This is a genomic window from Vibrio metschnikovii CIP 69.14, from assembly GCF_000176155.1.
Classification (GTDB): domain Bacteria; phylum Pseudomonadota; class Gammaproteobacteria; order Enterobacterales; family Vibrionaceae; genus Vibrio; species Vibrio metschnikovii.
This window is the reverse complement of the sequence record NZ_ACZO01000006.1, coordinates 76,750-95,687: the sequence shown is the minus strand read 5'-3', so window position 1 is coordinate 95,687 and position 18,938 is coordinate 76,750. Positions and strand designations below refer to the sequence as shown.

General features: G+C 44.2%; 14 protein-coding genes, 2 tRNA genes and 1 pseudogene. 9 read left to right on the top strand and 8 right to left on the bottom strand.

The genetic code is table 11. The annotated features are described in order from the left end of the window. Positions 1-3: 3 nt before the first annotated feature. Entirely contained in the window at positions 4-639 is a 636-nt protein-coding gene (locus VIB_RS03880; RefSeq protein WP_004394702.1) for a FlgO family outer membrane protein, read from the bottom strand. Between the two features lie 160 nt (positions 640-799). Between VIB_RS03880 and VIB_RS03875 the strand changes: the two genes are divergently transcribed. From VIB_RS03875 to VIB_RS03865, 3 genes are all read left to right on the top strand, one after another. Beyond that, the gene (locus VIB_RS03875) at positions 800-1,945 is read left to right on the top strand and encodes a flagellar assembly protein FlgT (protein WP_004394701.1); all 1,146 of its coding nucleotides are present in this window, start codon (positions 800-802) and stop codon (positions 1,943-1,945) included. 98 nt (positions 1,946-2,043) lie between these two features. Then, positions 2,044-2,120: transfer RNA gene (locus VIB_RS03870), tRNA-Arg, on the top strand. Positions 2,121-2,268: 148 nt separating this feature from the next. Next, entirely contained in the window at positions 2,269-2,775 is a 507-nt protein-coding gene (locus VIB_RS03865; protein WP_004394700.1) for a hypothetical protein, read from the top strand. 48 nt (positions 2,776-2,823) lie between these two features. On the opposite strand, the gene VIB_RS03860 is transcribed toward VIB_RS03865, so the two are convergent. Together VIB_RS03860 and gltX are read right to left on the bottom strand one after the other, a co-directional pair. Next, complete coding sequence (locus tag VIB_RS03860; RefSeq protein ID WP_004394699.1) at positions 2,824-3,807, bottom strand: OmpA family protein; 984 nt, start codon at positions 3,805-3,807, stop codon at positions 2,824-2,826. A 380-nt stretch (positions 3,808-4,187) separates the two neighbouring features. Then, complete coding sequence (gene gltX, locus VIB_RS03855) at positions 4,188-5,612, bottom strand: glutamate--tRNA ligase (RefSeq protein WP_004394698.1); 1,425 nt, start codon at positions 5,610-5,612, stop codon at positions 4,188-4,190. A 177-nt stretch (positions 5,613-5,789) separates the two neighbouring features. On the opposite strand from gltX, the pseudogene VIB_RS03850 reads away from it, so the two are divergent. Next, a pseudogene (locus VIB_RS03850) lies at positions 5,790-8,301 on the top strand (heavy metal translocating P-type ATPase). A gap of 56 nt (positions 8,302-8,357) precedes the next feature. Here VIB_RS03850 and VIB_RS03845 read toward each other — a convergent pair. Beyond that, complete coding sequence (locus VIB_RS03845; RefSeq protein ID WP_040904102.1) at positions 8,358-11,012, bottom strand: beta-N-acetylhexosaminidase; 2,655 nt, start codon at positions 11,010-11,012, stop codon at positions 8,358-8,360. A 443-nt stretch (positions 11,013-11,455) separates the two neighbouring features. On the opposite strand from VIB_RS03845, the gene VIB_RS03840 reads away from it, so the two are divergent. Further along, the gene (locus VIB_RS03840; protein WP_004394696.1) at positions 11,456-12,331 is read left to right on the top strand and encodes a TraB/GumN family protein; all 876 of its coding nucleotides are present in this window, start codon (positions 11,456-11,458) and stop codon (positions 12,329-12,331) included. A gap of 37 nt (positions 12,332-12,368) precedes the next feature. On the opposite strand, the gene VIB_RS03835 is transcribed toward VIB_RS03840, so the two are convergent. Further along, positions 12,369-12,445: transfer RNA gene (locus VIB_RS03835), tRNA-Pro, on the bottom strand. A 507-nt stretch (positions 12,446-12,952) separates the two neighbouring features. Here VIB_RS03835 and smrA point away from each other — a divergent pair. Together smrA and rluF are read left to right on the top strand one after the other, a co-directional pair. Next, positions 12,953-13,531: a DNA endonuclease SmrA gene (gene smrA / locus VIB_RS03830; RefSeq protein WP_004394695.1), complete on the top strand. Its 579-nt coding sequence runs from the start codon at positions 12,953-12,955 to the stop codon at positions 13,529-13,531. Between the two features lie 82 nt (positions 13,532-13,613). Beyond that, entirely contained in the window at positions 13,614-14,612 is a 999-nt protein-coding gene (rluF, locus tag VIB_RS03825) for a 23S rRNA pseudouridine(2604) synthase RluF (RefSeq protein ID WP_004394694.1), read from the top strand. Between the two features lie 73 nt (positions 14,613-14,685). Here rluF and upp read toward each other — a convergent pair whose 3' ends face one another. Further along, complete coding sequence (upp, locus tag VIB_RS03820) at positions 14,686-15,312, bottom strand: uracil phosphoribosyltransferase (protein WP_004394693.1); 627 nt, start codon at positions 15,310-15,312, stop codon at positions 14,686-14,688. A gap of 167 nt (positions 15,313-15,479) precedes the next feature. Here upp and purM point away from each other — a divergent pair, with 167 nt between their 5' ends. Next, complete coding sequence (gene purM, locus VIB_RS03815; RefSeq protein ID WP_004394692.1) at positions 15,480-16,520, top strand: phosphoribosylformylglycinamidine cyclo-ligase; 1,041 nt, start codon at positions 15,480-15,482, stop codon at positions 16,518-16,520. A 3-nt stretch (positions 16,521-16,523) separates the two neighbouring features. Further along, a complete protein-coding gene (gene purN / locus VIB_RS03810) occupies positions 16,524-17,162 on the top strand; it encodes a phosphoribosylglycinamide formyltransferase (RefSeq protein ID WP_004394691.1) in 639 nt (212 codons plus the stop codon). 58 nt (positions 17,163-17,220) lie between these two features. Here purN and VIB_RS03805 read toward each other — a convergent pair whose 3' ends face one another. Continuing rightward, positions 17,221-18,066 (bottom strand): class II glutamine amidotransferase, encoded by an 846-nt coding sequence (locus VIB_RS03805; RefSeq protein ID WP_004394690.1) that lies wholly within the window; start codon positions 18,064-18,066, stop codon positions 17,221-17,223. Positions 18,067-18,131: 65 nt separating this feature from the next. Then, a complete protein-coding gene (lpcA, locus tag VIB_RS03800; protein WP_004394689.1) occupies positions 18,132-18,707 on the bottom strand; it encodes a D-sedoheptulose 7-phosphate isomerase in 576 nt (191 codons plus the stop codon). Positions 18,708-18,938 lie beyond the last annotated feature (231 nt).

Here is an 18,938-nt window from a genome sequence, read left to right as displayed (position 1 = left end):
CTCCTAAGGGCGCAAGATAACACTGTATGGACGAGTCATTGTCGGATCAGAACGAATAAGTACACCGTCTTGCGTACGAATGGTATTCAACGTATCTAAGTCACGTCCAATGCGATCAGCCGGCAAGAAACCTTGGGCAGTCGCAACCACGATTCTCGATTGCATACCAACCACCCGAGCATTAACCAATACCCCCCCTTCTTGACGGAGCATAGTACCCGTTAATACGTATTGAATTTCTTGCTCTTGAGCCAAATCTTTCCAGTCTCGACTAAAAGCAAAGTCACCTTGACGAGTGACTTGAATTGTCCCTGTGGTTTTAAAATCTACCACTTTAAAGCCGCGACGCTGGAACTGATGAATTAATCCTTCAGATACAGAGTTACCTAACCAATTGGTGGTATCCATATCTTGTAGATCCACAAACGAAGTCACCGCGATCGGGGTACGAGCCGTCACACTGGTATTGGACTGAACGAGATCTTCTGTCAAACTATCAATAAAGAAATCCAACGTATGGCGCGGACTTTCAATCAACATAAATTGTGAGCCAGAATACGGCTCTTTACCATTATAAATTGGCGCATAAGCACACGCCGTCAAAAAGACTACCGGTACTAAACCAAGCCATTTTTTCATTTTCTTCATCTCCAGATATACTAAGGCTATCGTCCCGTTCACCCGTTTTGACAAAACTGGAACGCTCTTTGCTTTTCTCAATCTGTCTTTGATTCAGAATTGCGCACCTACATCAGCTAACACTTACTAAGCAAGATTTATACCCAACTGGTAACTAATAATGAAAAAAAATGTTTCTTTTTTAATCTCAATGCTTTTCATGGCTTTTTTTGCCACCAAAAGTCATGCCGCTTGGTACGAAGTGACTGGCACCGCAACGATCGTTTCCTCTGAAGAGGTCGCTAGATTGCATGCTCTGGAAGATGCGCTGTATAAGGCGGTGAATTTTGCCGGGGCAGATATTGGTAGTATTAGTCATTTAATGCCTTTACTCGAAACCGATAGAAAGGAATATTTGTTTAATAACCATGAAGTTCGTTATATCTCCGTTGAAAATCGTAAGGTTCGTGGCAATGTCATGAAGGTTACGGCTCGTATCGACATTTATCCATCGGCAAGGGCTTGCCACAAAGAACAATACAAAAAGACCTTTTTAGTCGGCAATATTGATCTTGCTTCGCCACAACAAGCGGTGATGGGACAAATTTACACCATCGGTGATGATTTTGCTGATGTCCTCGATAGACAAATCGCTCAGCAATCTCATAGCTTTGTCTCTGTTGGAACCACTGATTACGATATCAATCATCGCAACCCGACTCGCATACAAATGATCGCACAAGATACCGGGGCTCACTATATTATCGGTGGGGTGATTAATGATTTAACAGCAACGATTGAACAGAAGGTTTTGCGAGATGATGTTATTAATCGTCAGTTTGCTCTCGAAATGCAAGTCTTTGATGGCAAAACGGGCAGTGAAATCTTGAGAAGAAATTATCGAGAAGTTGCGAGCTGGCCGTTTGCAAAAACTAGCCAAGTCGATACTCGTAGCGCCCGTTTTTGGGCATCTACCTATGGTCAAATGTTGTTACGGGTCAGCCGGAACATTATGCTGGATCTCGAATCTGAAATCTCTTGTAAAATCACCTTACCAGAAGTCGTCGCTAAATTTGGGCAAACCGTCAGTATCGATCTAGGTCGTATTCATGGCGTGAAAGAAGGGGATAAATTACAACTTTGGCATACAGGATCGTTTATCGATCAGAACGGTTTGCCTCGTAATAAGGTGTCACAAAGTGATATCACCTTAACCGTCTCGCGCGTCTATGAAAAAAATGCAGAGTTGACGGTTGATCAGCCTGAACTGGCGTCAAGCATTCAGATTGGTGATGTTATGCATAAACAAGTGTCATTTTTAGAATAATCTCGTGACTAACTGGTCATTCAATCAGCGAATACCATCAAAAAAATGCACAATTTGGCGTATTGATGAGATACAATTAATGCGCCAAATTAATCAAAGCTCCCGTAGCTCAGTAGGATAGAGCGGTCCCCTCCTAAGGGACAGGCCACTGGTTCGACTCCAGTCGGGAGCGCCAAGATTGTTCGTTGTCCCCTGCCATTTTTTCGCACAATGTTGACTTAACGTTGATGAAGCTTTTTTTTATTCCTCTAGACTAAATTGACTGTCTCTATTATTTTTGGCCTACTCTTATTATTAACAAAGAACTCTATAGCGTAATCGGCATGACAAAAAGTAATCTCCAAACGAATACTGGCCATCGCTTTATCTCAAAAGCGAAAACGGCTTATAAAGTTCACATCCACACTCCCGATGATACCGTGTTACACCGATCAGTCGGTTATATCCGTTTAGGGGAAGAAAAAGGCTTAAAAAAAGCCATTAAACTGCGTAATGAGCTAGGGCGTGAAATGTGGGGCAAACACTGGCGACGAATTCTCAAAGATCCGTACCTCATGACTCGATTGCCACATAGCCTGGAACCGAAAATTATTTATAAGCCAAGACCCACTAAAGAAAATCCAAACTATCGTGACGCTTGCTATATCGCCGCCTGGCGTGATTACAATGAGCAAGGTGAATGTACTTTTAGAAGTGTCGTTTGTTCAATCAGTAAACACGGTAAACTTGCCGCTTATACGAAGACCAAAAAAGCCTTATTGGATGCTTATAAAGATTGCCTTGATATTTTGATCTTTATGGGCCGCTTAAACAGTATCGACTTAAAATAAGAAAGCTCACCGAAGTGAGCTTTCTTGCTGTATTAATCAACTACATGATTATTGTTTAACTTGATAATCAAACTCTGGAATGGTGATATCAACCCGACGGTTAAGCTCACGTCCTTCCGCTGTACTATTAGAAGCGATAGGATTCGTCTCCCCTTCTCCTCGCCAAGTTATACGAGAGCGCTGAATTCCCTGCTCAACTAACGCATCCGCAACGGCTTTCGCTCGTTTTTCTGATAACGTTTGGTTGTATGCTGCAGGACCAGTAGCGTCAGTGTGCCCAGTAATCACTACCTTAGCTTGCGGGTATTGATTTAAAAAACGAACCAGCTTAGTCAGTTGCTGTTTACTTTCTTGATTTAAACTAACACTATCAAAAGCAAAACTGCTGCTATCAAGTCGTTGGAAGTCATAGGTTTTATTGACGAACACAGGTCCAGTTTCTACGATTTCTTCAACAACAATCACTTCTTCAATCACCGTGACGGGGCGAATTTCAACCACTTGAGTCGGTTGGGCTGCGGCACCAAAACGGTAACTCACACCAAGTGACACGGTGTTAGCTTCTGCTCTGGTTTGATCGTTATTGATATCCGTTAAAACTTGATATTCCGTGCGTAAGGAAACATTTGGGCTGACATTAAATTCTAGACCAGCAGCAGCAAGAAACGAGTAGTCACTTTCATCACCATAATCGACATAAGCACCACCGAGCTTAGCATAAGCACCGACACTTGGTGATAAAGAAAGAGTAAACTTAGGCGCCAAAGTAATCGCTTTCACTCTATCATCGGCCAATCCGATACCAGTAAATTTGCCAAGCATGTCATAACCCGCTTCCACGGCTAACCATTCATTTAGGTTGTAACCAAGAAAAGCCCCCATACTGGTATCTCTGTCTTCACAAACCTCACCAGCTCGACAGGAATCATTCAACCATGTTTGTCCTAATTTGCCGCCTAAATATACGTCTGCCATTGCAGAAGAAGACGCCGCCATTAAAGACGCTGATATCATCGCCACTAACTTTTTCATAATCCTTTCCTTTTGACTAATTATTATCATTAGCATGACCAAACCGGATTGTAGCTAACCAATAACAAAACGCTAAGGCCTCCGTTACCAAACGGACCACTGCTGTATCTATTACTCATCGAGAGGTGCCGTTGAGTAACCCACGGTTTAATATCTATTAACCAAGGTCATTTATCAACCGCCAGATTCATAATACCTGAAGAATGTTAAACCAATGTCATGTGAATTAAAAATAAGCAACAACACACACAAAAAATAGAGATTAACCAAATTAAAAGGGGTTAATAATCGTTAATGCGCTGATAACAAACTTGCTCCATAAAAAAAACCGCAGCTTCAATCGGCCGCGGTTTCAACACTATGGATTATTCTCAATCGTGTTATGCGTTTGCTTCACGCTCTGCAATAAAATCTAATGCCATTTGAATACGTTGTACTACACGCGCTTTACCAATCAAATGCATAACCGCATCAACAGAAGGTGATTGCCCACCACCGGTGACCGCGACTCGTAGTGGCATACCAATTTTCCCCATACCAATAGCCAGCTCTTCACACACTAGAGCAATCACTTGATGCAACGCGTCAACACTCCACTCTGGTAATTCGTTAATCTTGGTTAATGCCAATGCCAGTGGCTCTTTGGCAACACCGCGTAAATGTTTTTTCGCGGCATCGGCATCAAACTCAGTGAAATCTTGGTAGAAATAACGCGATTGTTCTGCCAGCTCAACCAAGGTATGGCAGCGCTCTCCAACTAATTTAACCACTTCAGATAGGGCTGGACCTTGCTGCTTATCAATACCTTGCTGAGTAAAATGCCACTCTAAATGTTTAGCGACGTACTCAGGATCTGAGGTTTTAATGTAGTGATTGTTCAACCATAACAACTTGTCGGTATTAAAAGCCGAAGCCGATTTAGAAATGGCATTAAGACTAAACAGATCGATCATCTCTTGACGAGAAAAAATCTCTTGGTCGCCATGTCCCCATCCTAAACGCACTAAATAGTTGATCAGTGCTTCTGGCAAATAACCTTCATCACGATATTGCATCACCGACACCGCACCATGGCGTTTGGATAATTTGGCTCCATCATCGCCCAAAATCATCGCACAGTGAGCAAATGTTGGAATCGTCGCTCCCATCGCCTGATAAATATTAATCTGACGAGGCGTGTTGTTGATATGGTCTTCACCGCGAATCACATGGGTAATCCCCATATCGACGTCATCTACCACGACACAGAAATTATACGTCGGCGAACCATCGGTACGACGAATAATTAAATCATCCAGTTGATCGTTACGAATTTCAATTCGGCCACGGATTTTATCATCAAAAATCACGCTGCCTTCTTTGGGATTTCGAAAACGAATCACGCATGGATCGCCCTCTTTTGCAGCTTCATTCACCGCTTTGATTTTAGGGTGATTGGCATCATAACGAGGCATCTCTTTGTTCGCTTCTTGCTCGGCACGAATCTCATCAAGCAACTCTTTGGAGGCGTAACACTTATAAGCTTTATTCTCAGCCAATAGCTGTTCAACCACTTGGTTGTAACGGTCAAAACGCTTCGTTTGATAGTAAGGGCCCTCATCCCAGTCGAGGCCCAGCCACGTCATTCCCTCGAGTATGGCATCGACTGCCGCTTGAGTAGAACGCTCGAGATCGGTATCTTCAATACGTAGAACAAATTCACCACCTTGGCTCTTCGCATAGAGCCAAGAATACAGAGCGGTACGAGCGCCCCCTACGTGTAGATAGCCTGTTGGGCTTGGAGCAAAACGAGTTTTAACCGTCATTATTGATTACCTTTTTCATAAACTTCAGCCAAAGCTTGGCATGAGCGAAATTTTGCGCGCCATTCTATCACTCCCACTGCACAGACCCAAGAAACTTCAAAAAAGTCATGATCATTCGCTTGACCTTACCTTAAGGTCAAGGTTTATCCTACTCTCAATCAGTTAGGAGAGATAACAATGAATCATTACGCTTTATCTTTATCAGGGTTGAACTGTATGGGCTGCGCGCGCAAGCTAGAGCGCCAATTACACAGTGAGTTTACCCTGCACATCCATTCGTTGTCGCCCACATTCATTGAACTCGATGTAGATACCTCGCTTGATAATGTGTTGCGTTGTATTAAGTCTTTAGGCTATCAAGCGACATTAAGTCAACCTCGCTCTCAAGAGGAAAAGCTCATCCCGACGCCAACAGCAATTGATGAAACCGTAAAAGAGCACATAGCCGTCGAGCCAGCGACAGTTAGCACACATTTATTGATTGAAGGGATGACCTGTGCCAGTTGCGTGGCTTCGGTAGAGAAGGCCCTCACTGCACTTCCCGGTGTTGACAAAGTACAAGTCAATTTAGCCGAGCAAAGTGCATTAGTACTGAGTCAACAGCCACTCACTGAGCAGCTATTAAGCGCGGTAAAGCAAGCGGGTTATCAAGCCCAATCGGTCGATGATCCCCTTGAACAGCAAGCCAAACAGCAACAACACTTGGCAAAAACTCAGCGATTACATCGACGCAATGCGCTGATTGGCCTTGTACTTGGTGGCCCAATGATGCTGTGGGGGATGGCTGGCGGTAGCATGATGATCGATAATCCCCATGATCAACTGGGTTGGGGACTGATTGGCGTGGGCATGCTTAGCAATGCTCGCCACTGCAGGACGTGTTTTTTTTGTCAATGCTTGGCAAGCACTACTCCACCGTCGAGCCACTATGGATAGCTTAGTTGCTTTAGGAACGGGAGCAGCATGGTTTTATTCGATGTTAGTGGTTGTCTTTCCTGAGTGGTTTCCCGCCGCAGCTCGGCATGTCTATTTTGAAGCTTCAGCCATGATCATTGGTCTTATCTCTCTGGGTCATTATATTGAAACGAAAGCCAAATCAACAACCACTCAATCGCTGCAAGCCTTAATCAATCTACAGCCACAACAAGCCATCCTCGTTACCGAACAAGGCGAGCAAGTCATTACTCTTGCTCACATACAACAAGGCATGATGCTGCGTATTAAACCCGGAGAAAAAGTCCCAGTCGATGGTGTAGTGATCGAAGGCGATTCCTATATTGATGAAGCCATGCTGACTGGTGAGCCGATTCCCGCCCATAAAATACCGGGCAATACCGTTTCCGCAGGTACCATCAATCAAGATGGCAGTTTATTGATTAAAGCCACTGGGATCGGCTCACAAACCATGTTAGCTCGTATTATTCAAATGGTACGTCAAGCACAAAGCAGCAAGCCAGCCATTGCCAAACTGGCCGACCAAATTTCGGCCGTATTTGTCCCTATCGTGGTGGTGATAGCTTGTATTGCAGCGGCAATCTGGTTTTGGTTTGGTCCTGATCCTAAAGCCAGTTATATGCTCGTAGTCGCGACCACCGTGTTGATCATCGCTTGCCCCTGTGCCCTCGGTTTGGCAACCCCACTTTCCGTTACCGTTGGTATCGGTAAAGCAGCAGAAATGGGCATACTGATTCGTGACGCCAACGTTTTGCAGTTAGCCAGTAACATCGATACTGTGGTTTTTGACAAAACGGGCACGTTAACGCAAGGAAAACCAAGCGTTCAACACGTTGTGAGTTTTGAAGATGACGAATCGGCATTGCTCAGTTTAGCCTTTGGCTTAGAGCAGTATTCAGAGCACCCACTGGCTAAAGCTATTTGCGAATACGCACGGCAGTACAATGGAACGGCCGCAAATATTGCACAGTTTGAGAATCAGCGTGGTAAAGGCGTTCAAGCGTCTTATCAAGGTGATACGGTACATTTAGGCTCATTAAGCTATATGCAAGAGCTCGCTATCGATCTCAGTGTTGCGCAAAGTACCATTCAATATTTTGCGGATCAGGCATGGACTCCCGTCGCTATCGCTCGACATCACCAGTTGATTGGGATGATAGCCATTGCTGACCCTATCAAAGCCAGCGCAGCCAAAGCCGTTAAAGCACTACAACAAATGGGGATTCATACGGTAATGCTGACTGGCGATCAGTACAGTGTTGCCGAGTCAATCGCCAAGCAACTAGGTATCGATCAAGTCATTGCCCAAGTCCTACCTGAACAAAAGGCGCAGCATATTGAGCAGTTACAGCATCAAGGCCGGCACGTAGCGATGGTTGGAGATGGCATCAATGATGCACCAGCTCTGGCACAGGCAAATATTGGTATCGCAATGGGCAGCGGCAGTGATGTGGCGATAGAAAGCGCACAAATGACATTACTGAACTCTTCACCGTTAGCCGTCGTCAATGCCATCGACCTGTCTAAAGCGACCTTAAGGAATATGCAACAAAATCTATTTGGTGCTTTCATTTATAATACGCTCGGTATCCCAATTGCGGCTGGAATACTCTATCCGGCATTTGGTTTTTTACTCAGTCCGGTCGTGGCTGGTGCCGCAATGGCTTTATCTTCAATTACTGTCGTAACCAATGCTAACCGCCTTCGTTTTAGCAAAGTACGCTACCATGATTGATGGCTAAACACTCAGAAGATAAAAAAAGCCTCTCGATAGAGAGGCTTGAGCGTATATCATTCGTTTATGACAGTAACCCGACTGAATCGCATTCCGCTTGCCGACGTCGAACGAAGCGCGACTTCGCCACTCACTTGAGGAGGATTGCTAGCATCAAAATCAAACCATTGCTGTCCATCCAATGAATATTGCAGGCTCACACCTGGAAATTGAACATTCATGGCTAAATAACCATTATCGATACGTGCTCCCGGTACTGGTAGACGGTAATCGATACCCGCTTTTTCAAGCTTCGCCAATTCACGCTGACCCAGCACATTGGCAAAGCGGTTGTAATCTTGGTTAAGCGCCGCTTGGTTAACAAGTTGGCTGTCTTGTGAATACTCAACCCCTACTTTGTAGTCATTTTCCCACTCAGCTCGGTGCCACGCACGTTCAGCCGCGGCTAATACGCGAGGGAATACCATGTACTCATATTGCTCATCATTGCGCACCGTCTCAGACCAAAGTTGTGCCGATAGACCATAGAAAGGTTTGCCTTGTACTTCACCTTTGCCCGTAAAACCATTCCCGTCGCGATCGAGTGAAGTTTCCGCATTTTGTGGCATGTTCTCAGGTGCGAAACTGAACATTTTACGCGTATCGGTAGCACGTGTAGCCCAATAGTAGCCGCGCTCTTTTGGATCGGCTTCATACGGCATATCCATATAAACGTAATCTGGGTTAGAAACAATCACGTCATAGCCTTGTTTGGCCCATTCGTAAACCGATGCGCTGCCGCCCCAATATAGAGTGTCCCAGAAGTTAACACGTTTATTCGTGGTGGCGAAAGCTTCTGGACCTTCACTGTACTTCAGACCATCTTGCCACGCTTGGAAACTTGGGATGCCTTTCTCAGCGACAATTTTAGAGACTTGCTCTGCAAAGAAACTTGGCAGGTGACCAAAATCACTCACGGTACCGTCTGCAATCAGTATCTGACATTGTGGCGACTGTGCGAATGGCTTATCTTGCTTAGCGAGATCTATCGTGCCTTTCCAGTCAACTTTATCTTGAGCGTTTACGTCTTGAAAGCCTGCACCAAGCTTGATGTTTTTCGCTTCGTCGCCACCAAAGTGCCATGTGGTTAGCGGTGCACCTGCTTCGATGTGCATGGCGGCCACTTCAGAAATCACTTTATCGACAAAGCGCGTTGATGATTCAAGACAAGGATTGATGAAGCTTTGTTTATCATAGAACTGAACCGTGGTCACATTTGAAGTATCTTGCGGATCCATCAAACGGTATTCATTCGCTTGTATTTGCTTACCTTGTGCCATTAGTCGCTCGTAACGTGCTTCCATTGAAACCACCGCTGCGCGAGCGTGCGCTGGCATATCAATTTCAGGAATGACTTCAATATGGCGCGCTTTGGCGTACTTAACAATATCGATATAATCGGCTTTACTGAAATAACCAGAGCCAAAGTTATCCGATGTCGGTCCAGAGCCTAGCTGAGGCAACAAGCAATGCTTCTCTTCCAGATCAAAACAACGCTTAGCGCCTACCTCGGTCAATTCTGGCAAACCGGGAATTTCTAGACGCCACCCTTCATCATCGGTTAAATGAAGATGAAGTTTATTCATCTTGTACGCCGCCATTTGGTCTAGCGTAGCTAAAATGGCTTGTTTGGAATGAAAATTACGCGCGACATCAACCATTACGCCGCGATACTCAAAACGAGGAGCATCTTGAATAAACAGCTGTGGTAAAGCATCAGGCTGTTGGCTGTCGATAAGACCAAAGATAGATTGTACTGCGTAAAAAGCACCCGCCTGGTCAAACGCTTTAATCACAATACCGTCGCCTTTGATGGTCAACTCATAAGCCCCTGATTTTGCTAATTCACCAGTGAAACCTGCAGGAACAACCGTAACGCTGACAGGAAGCTCACCACGAACATTTATCCCGATCACGGCTGCGCGATGTTGAATTGCGCTGTATTGAGTGGCATTGAATGCTTCTTTAGGCAACGCGATACCTGCCGCAATATCCACCACGCCTTGACTCGCTTCAACGAGCATTGGGGTTGGGAGTAACGTAGTGGAAACCTCTTGTTTTGCTAGGTCGGCATTCTGCTCAAAACGCGATATCGCGTTGGCAAAAACGTTATTGTCTTCTGGAGTCCGTTTTAAATTATTACCGTCAATACCGCTCACAAACGAAGCAATATCTTCGGTATTCAGCGATGCAATAAGCCTAGGCTCTGCATTAGGAGCGACCACAAAAGCACCTGGCATAAAATCAGTGTCAAACAGCGTCCAATATTCACCGATGAGTGGTAAAACGACCTCTTCACCCGCCGCAAAACCGGCAAATTTCTCTGTTGGCTCTAGTTTATGTAAATCACCCGTCACGCGAGAAATTTTAAACTGGTCATTCTCCACATCCAAAATCAAGCGAATACTGTGAAAGTAGATAGCCCAGTCTCTCGACTTTATCGCCTCACCTTGATTAAGAAGCGTCATATTAACCTTATTACATGAAGCCCATTCTGCACCGAGAGCTTCACAAGCCAAGCCGTCATTAGCGCCGTGGTTTGTGACGACGTGATATTGAATACCCAAATTGCCCGCCAGTGAATTGACTAGCGCTTGATTAGACGTGCCCATCATTGAACATCCCGCTAATACTGCGGTGACTGAAATGGCGATTACACTCTTGTTCAACATAGAATTACCTTCTTTCGGTTGGAAATATAGGAAGGAGTAAACTCTTTTTCCTCCCTTGATGACGGCATTATCCGATGATTGCCATGATTCATCTTCCAACCATAACGCGAGTTATTTTGCGGCGTAAAATTAATCATACTAAGCAGTGATCACGTTCAAATTTTAGGTTTTATGAAAATAAAAAACCATTACTTATCATTGAGTTAAAGTTAACGTCAAAATCGACACTTCTATTTTGACGAGATTACTGCGATCTCAATCACATCAATGTCATAATCCTATCTACTTATTGAGATAATGATCACTTTTCGTAGCAGCAATCGCTGATCGTCAACTTAAAAATAAAAGTAAATTTGTGATTAAGATCTTAAGTTTATAGTCATTCTGATTATGTTATTTACGCTAGAGTATCTCTTTAACTCAAGTTTAAGGTGAACGCTATTTTGTTGAATTCTCGATTACTCTCTTATTTAGCCATTTTTTTCGCCTTAGGCCTTCATGCTGAGCCACTCTACTGGCAAGCAACAAAAGGAAATTTGTCTTTTGATATCGTTGGGTCTATCCATGTGGGTAAATCATCCATGTACCCCTTGCCGAGCACTTTGTATGAACGCCTCGCAACCAGCAATGGTTTAATTATTGAAGTCGACCTAAGTGATTTGAAGGCTATTACCTATCCAATCCCTTCCGTAACCAGTCAACAAATACTGACCACACAACAATATCGTCAGTTGGATAATATGGCGCAACGACTCAAACAAAACACAGATAGATTGGCCAATCTTCCACCATGGAGTAGCGCGCTACAACTGCAGTTTTTACATCTCCATCAGCTGGGTTATTCTGCAGAACAAGGGGTTGACCTACATTTTATTCGTCAAGCCAAGCAAATCGGTATAACGCTACTTCCTTTAGAGACCGCGCAATATCAAATCGATGTGTTAACGAATTTACCTAATGACGGACAAGAGCTATTGATAGCGCTACTCGATGAATGGGAAAACCAACACAGCATGACTGAATGTCTGATCGAAAGCTGGCAAAGTGGCGATAGCGTAAAGCTAGAACAGCTTTTAAAACAGACGAAGATGTCAGCTGAGATGGAAGATTCATTGATTATCAAGCGCAATCATCAATGGGTAGATAAGCTAATTTCGCCAGACTTTCTTCCTTCATCATCTGGCAATTATCTCGTTGTCGTGGGGACACTTCATTTGGTGGGGAAAGATAATGTATTAACGTTATTGCAAGACCAAGGTTTTGATCTCATTCAACGTAATCAAAGCCAACAAGCAACTTGTTTTCCAGCTAAGCAATAACGAAAAAGCCCCAGCACAATGGCTGAGGCCTTAAATATGGTCGGTGAAGAGGGATTCGAACCCCCGACCCTCTGGTCCCAAACCAGATGCGCTACCAAGCTGCGCTATTCACCGTTCTATGTTGGGTATGTTACCGATTCTTTTTTGTGAAGCAAGTCCTTTTCGACGCTTTTCAATTTTCCAGATGACGTTCGAACAAAACTTGAACAAAGCGAACAAGATGTGATTAAAGGCACACAATCTTAAACATAAATGCAACCAATTAACTACATTTGATCCAGATCAGCGTCAAAACTTGGGCAGGGTTTTAAGGTGTCAGGGTCTTTAAACACTTTGTGAGAAACAGAGACGTCAGACCTAAGTAACGACTGGGTAATGCTATCCGCTTAATCTACAGACGGTCAGCCTCAGGCTACTTTTAGCCAGTTTAGTGGTTTACAAAGTGATCAAGGACAAATCTCCTCACTAGATCGCTTAGCTTCGATTGTTAAATAGTCTCACGCTATGCACCGAAGTAGATAATTTGTCTACTTCGGTTTTTTTTAATAACAAACTGATCAACGCTTTCTCTGCATCGGTATAATCAACTTACCAAGCCAATTGTGAATTTAAGGTGTGATGATGCCTAACGATGATTTAGAACTATTTCAGCAAATGATGGATGATGTGAAACCGCTGGCTCACGATGTCGCACAACTTAACAAACCGCATACTATCACCGAAGCACAACTCGCCAAACGCCAAGCAGCCATCACGTTATCGACGCAAGAACCGGATTATCTTTCCATCGATTGCGCCGCCATGCTCAAACCTGATGACATCATTGAATATAAAAAAGCAGGTATTCAGGATGGGGTGTATAAGAAACTCCGCTTAGGTAAATACCCCTTACAAGCACGACTAGACTTACATCGAAAAACCCTCAAACAAGCTCGCGACGAAGTGATTCACTTTATCGCTCAATGCATAAAAATGGACTTGCGAACCGTGCTCATCGTCCATGGTCGAGGGGAGCGCTCTACCCCACAAGCGTTAATGAAAAGCTTTGTCGCCAGCTGGTTAACTCAAATTGATGAAGTACAATGCGCGCATAGTGCACAACGCTTTCACGGTGGAAGTGGTGCGGTTTATCTGCTGTTAAAGAAAAGTAAAAATCAGAAAAGTGAGAATCGAGAACGCCATCAAAAACGGCTTGGTTAAAGTGCAATAACTGGTAAAATGCTCCGTTCATCTACTTCATTTCATTTTTTCACCATTCCGTTGAGAAACGTCAGGAGTTTTCATGTCATCGTTAACCGAAAAACGCTTAAATAAATACATTAGTGAAACGGGCTTTTGTTCGCGCCGTGAGGCCGACAAACTGATTGAGCAAGGTCGTGTAACCATTAATGGGCAACTGCCACCAATGGGCAGCAAAGTCACTGAACACGACCAAGTATGCATTGATGGCAAACCGGTCGGCTATAAAGAAAAACCGATTTATATTGCGTTAAATAAACCGACTGGCATCACCTGTACCACCGAACGAGATGTCCCTGGTAATATTGTCGATTTTATTGGACACAATAAACGTATATTCCCCATCGGTCGCCTCGATAAACCCTCTGATGGGTTGATTTTTTTGACTAATGACGGTGATATCGTTAATAAAATTTTACGTGCCGGTAATAACCACGAAAAGGAATACGTGGTACGGGTCAATAAACCGATTAGTGCAGAATTTATTCGTCAAATGTCTGCGGGGGTCAATATTCTTGATACCGTCACCCTACCGTGTAAAGTGGTTCAAGAGACCCAGTACTCATTTAGAATTATCCTTACCCAAGGATTAAATAGACAAATTCGTCGCATGTGTGAAGCACTGGGTTATGAAGTGTTTAAACTACGTCGTGTACGTATTATGAACATCACACTAGATGGCATACCGAATGGTCAATGGCGTTATTTAACCGATGCCGAAGTCAATGAGATCCTCGCGATGTGCGAAAGCTCAGTCAGTACTGAAGAGGCATCAAAAACCGATAGTTCAGGTAAACAGATCCGCAAAGCCACCGATGCAAAATTGTTTGATAGTCGATTGGCGCAATCCAAAACCACCTCCGAAACTCCCCACAAAACTTATCAGGGGCGTCAAGCCCATGAGTTTCGTCATGCGCCAAATTCAAAAAAAGGGCGAGAACAGCGCCAGCAGCACGGCGACGTTAAACGTAACGACAATACTGCTCGCTCTGCACGCCGTAATCCAACCCGAAAAGCCGGCACGCTGAGCTTGAAAAAATAGCAGACCTTGAAACATGATGAGGAGCCAAGGCTCCTCATCATGTTTGTATCACTTAGCGAATTAAAAAACGCCGTTATTTAGTACCAAAAATCTTATCGCCAGCATCTCCCAAACCAGGCACGATGTAGCCTTTGTCATTGAGTTTCTCATCAATGGCGGCGGTGTAAAGTTCAACATCTGGATGCACTTTTTTCAGTGCTTCAATGCCTTCTGGCGCTGCGACCAAGACTAGCACTTTTATTTGATTACATCCTTTCTCTTTTAGAAGATCAATCGTTGCAATCATCGAGCCACCAGTCGCCAACATAGGGTCAACCACCAGCGCAATACGCTCTTCAATGTTCGATGCCAGTTTATTAAAGTAAGGCACTGGCTCAAGTGTTTCTTCATCACGGTAGATGCCGACAACACTGATTCTTGCGCTAGGAATATGCTCTAGTACCCCATCCATCATACCAAGGCCCGCACGTAGAATCGGGACAACCGTGACCTTTTTGCCTTTAATTTGATCAACAGCAACAGGACCATCCCAGCCTTCAATCGTCACTTTTTCTGTCTCAAAATCTGAAGTCGCTTCATAAGTTAATAAACTGGCAACCTCAGTCGCTAGCTCACGAAAACGTTTAGTGCTGATATCACCTTCTCGCATTAAACCCAGTTTATGTTTGACTAGAGGGTGTTTCACTTCAACAACTTTCATTTTCATCTCCGGCATAATTTAAATAAACTTTTCGATTATACACGCATTTCTACCTATTTTAAGCGTTTAAATCTGGATAAAAAAACTGACGCAAACGTTTTCCTTTTTGATTTAAGCCCTGTAGAATAGCGGCGTTTTCATATCCAATTAGATCGAGGACTTCCCCCGTGAGCGGTAACAACACTTCTCTTAGCTACAAAGATGCCGGTGTAGATATTGATGCAGGCAACGCACTGGTTGAACGAATTAAAGGCGCAGTAAAGCGTACTCGTCGTCCTGAAGTTATGGGTGGCCTTGGCGGCTTTGGTGCCCTGTGTGAACTTCCAAGTAAATACAAGCATCCGGTTTTGGTTTCTGGGACCGATGGCGTAGGGACAAAACTACGCTTAGCTTTGGATATGAAAAAACACGACACCATCGGCATCGATTTAGTGGCGATGTGCGTCAATGATTTGATCGTACAAGGTGCAGAACCGCTGTTTTTCCTTGATTACTATGCGACCGGAAAACTGGACGTCGATACAGCAGCGGATGTCGTCTCTGGGATTGCCGATGGCTGTGTCCAAGCGGGATGCGCGTTAATCGGCGGAGAAACAGCAGAGATGCCGGGAATGTACGAAGGCGAAGACTATGACGTCGCTGGGTTCTGTGTCGGTGTGGTTGAGAAAGAAGCGATTATCGATGGTTCCAAAGTGGCCGTGGGTGATGCACTCATCGCTGTCGGTTCCAGTGGTCCTCACTCTAATGGCTACTCACTGATCCGTAAAATTCTTGAAGTCTCGGGCGCTGATAAGAATGAACAATTGGCTGGTAAAACCATCGGTGAACATTTACTTGAACCAACCCGAATTTATATAAAATCTGGCTTAAAGCTGATTGCTGAACATGATATTCACGCTATTTCTCATATTACTGGCGGCGGTTTCTGGGAAAACATCCCACGAGTATTACCGCAAGGAACTAAAGCGGTGATTGATGGTAGCAGTTGGCAATGGCCAGCGATTTTCACTTGGCTACAAGAGAAAGGCAATGTAGCAACGCGTGAAATGTATCGTACGTTCAACTGTGGCGTCGGCTTAGTGATTGCCCTACCTCAAGCCCAAGCACAAGCGGCGGTTGAGCTGCTACAGCAAGAAGGTGAAACGGCATGGGTTATCGGTCAGATTGCTCAAGCACAAACCAATGAAGAGCAAGTAGAGATCAAATAATTCATGAAAAGTATTGTTGTTTTAGTTTCAGGAAATGGTTCTAATTTACAAGCGATCATCGATGCTTGTGAGACAAGTATCCATAATGGCAAAGTAACGGCTGTTTTTTCAAACAAAGCAACAGCATACGCTTTAGAGCGAGCAAAAAAAGCGGGAGCCGCAGCACATTTTATTGATCCTAATGCCTATGAAACTCGTGATGCATTTGACGCTGATTTAATGAAGTGGATGGATGAATATGCGCCAGATTTAGTGGTACTCGCTGGCTATATGCGTATCTTAAGTAGTGATTTTGTTCGCCATTATTTTGGTCGGATGATCAATATCCATCCCTCATTACTGCCTAAGTACCCAGGGTTAAACACTTATCAAAGAGCGATTCATGCAGGTGATGAAGAACACGGTACTAGCGTCCACTTTGTTACTGAGCAATTGGATGGCGGTCCGGTGATTTTACAAGCCAAAGTGCCTATTTTTGATAACGATACGGTAGAAAGCCTGACTGCTCGAGTACAATCTCAGGAGTATCGGATCTATCCCTTAGTCGTACAGTGGTTTGTCGAAGGACGCTTAGCCATGACGAACGGCAAAGCCCTTTTGGATGGTCATGTTTTAGGGATTCATGGCTACGCGGATAAGTAGCTCACGCCACGAAATAACAAAGGGGAGTATCGACTCCCCTTTGTATTGATGAAACTCTTTAGCCTAACGGTTCAGTCGGGGCCTGATTACCCGGCTTGGCTTGGGCAAAGGCGACCGCTGTCAATTGGTCAACATTCGTCGCCACTCGCTCACCTAAGTGGAACAAATTAAACTCGCCTGGCTTCATACGTTGCCATATTTCATTTCCTGTCAAAGGTTGAGTTGCAATCACCGAGACCACATCGTTAGGCGTCGTCTCTTCTTGAAAATTCACTTCAACATCTTCATCAATCAATGCTGCATGACCAAATGGTGCACGACGAGTGATCCAGTACAGATGGTTAGTACAATAACTCATCAGATAATCGCCATCGGACAAAAGCATATTAAATACACCTTTATCACGCAGTTGATCGCATAATTGACTAACATACTGGAAAACCGACAGCATATTGTCAGGGATCTGCGGGTAACGCTGCTCTAACTTATCCAGTAACCAACAAAATGCCGCTTCACTATCGGTTTGACCAACTGGGCGATGACGCCCTTGCGCCAAACGCTGATAATCAACCAGTTGACCATTATGCGCAAAAGTCCAATATCGCCCCCATAATTCACGCGTGAACGGGTGGGTATTTTCTAAATTAACCGCCCCACGATTCGCTTGACGAATATGGCTAATCACTGCACAACTTTTTATCGGATAGTTCTGCACCAACTGAGCGATTTGTGACTGGCAACTGGGCGCTGGATCTTTAAACGTCCGAAAACCACGACCTTCATAAAAGGTTATCCCCCACCCATCACGATGGGGACCCGTTTTACCGCCACGTTGCATTAAACCAGTAAAGCTAAAGCAGATATCGGTCGGAACATTGGCACTCATACCGAGTAATTCACACATGGTTTATATCACTCCTAATAAACCCTCGGCGATTAGATTCACTCTCAGCAAATCCATCGTTCGATTTATGCCATCTCTTTTTCAATCAGTTGGATAACAATGTGAATGATTTTAATGTGCACCTCTTGGATGCGATCAGCATAACCAAAATGTGGAACACGAATTTCTACATCAGCAAGGCCAGCCATTTTTCCACCATCTTTTCCGGTCAGAGCAATCGTCTTCATCCCTTTCGCCTTCGCCGCTTCAATCGCTTTTAAAATATTGCCTGAATTACCCGAAGTAGAAAGACCAAACAGCACGTCGCCTTTGCTTCCCACCGCTTCTACGTAGCGCGAAAAAACGTAGTCATAACCAAAATCATTACTTACACAAGAAAGATGGCTAGGATCTGAAATCGCAATTCCAGGATAACCCGGACGATTGTCACGATAACGACCCGTTAACTCTTCAGCAAAATGCATCGCATCGCAATGCGAGCCGCCATTACCACAAGACAGTACTTTCCCACCCTGTTTAAAAGAATCAGCAATCATTTTTGCTGCAGCTTCAATTTGCGCAATATTGTGATCATCGCTTAAAAAGGCATTCAATACTTCGGCGGCTTCATTAAGTTCACTGCGAATTAAATCATGATACATAATCTGGTCTCTTGGTTATTCTGCTGACAGGTAAGTTTCAATTAGGGAAACTCAGGTATGTCATTGAGTTTACCCAAACGAGATTCTCTGTCGAGAGTCTGTTCTCAACAAATTGACCGAATCGGATGATATTTTCTATGCAAAATTGACGCTTGACGCACAATTTGCAGTTTTCTTTTCACTGAGATCACTTTTTGACCGGTTTGATGTTTTACATTTCATTAATATATT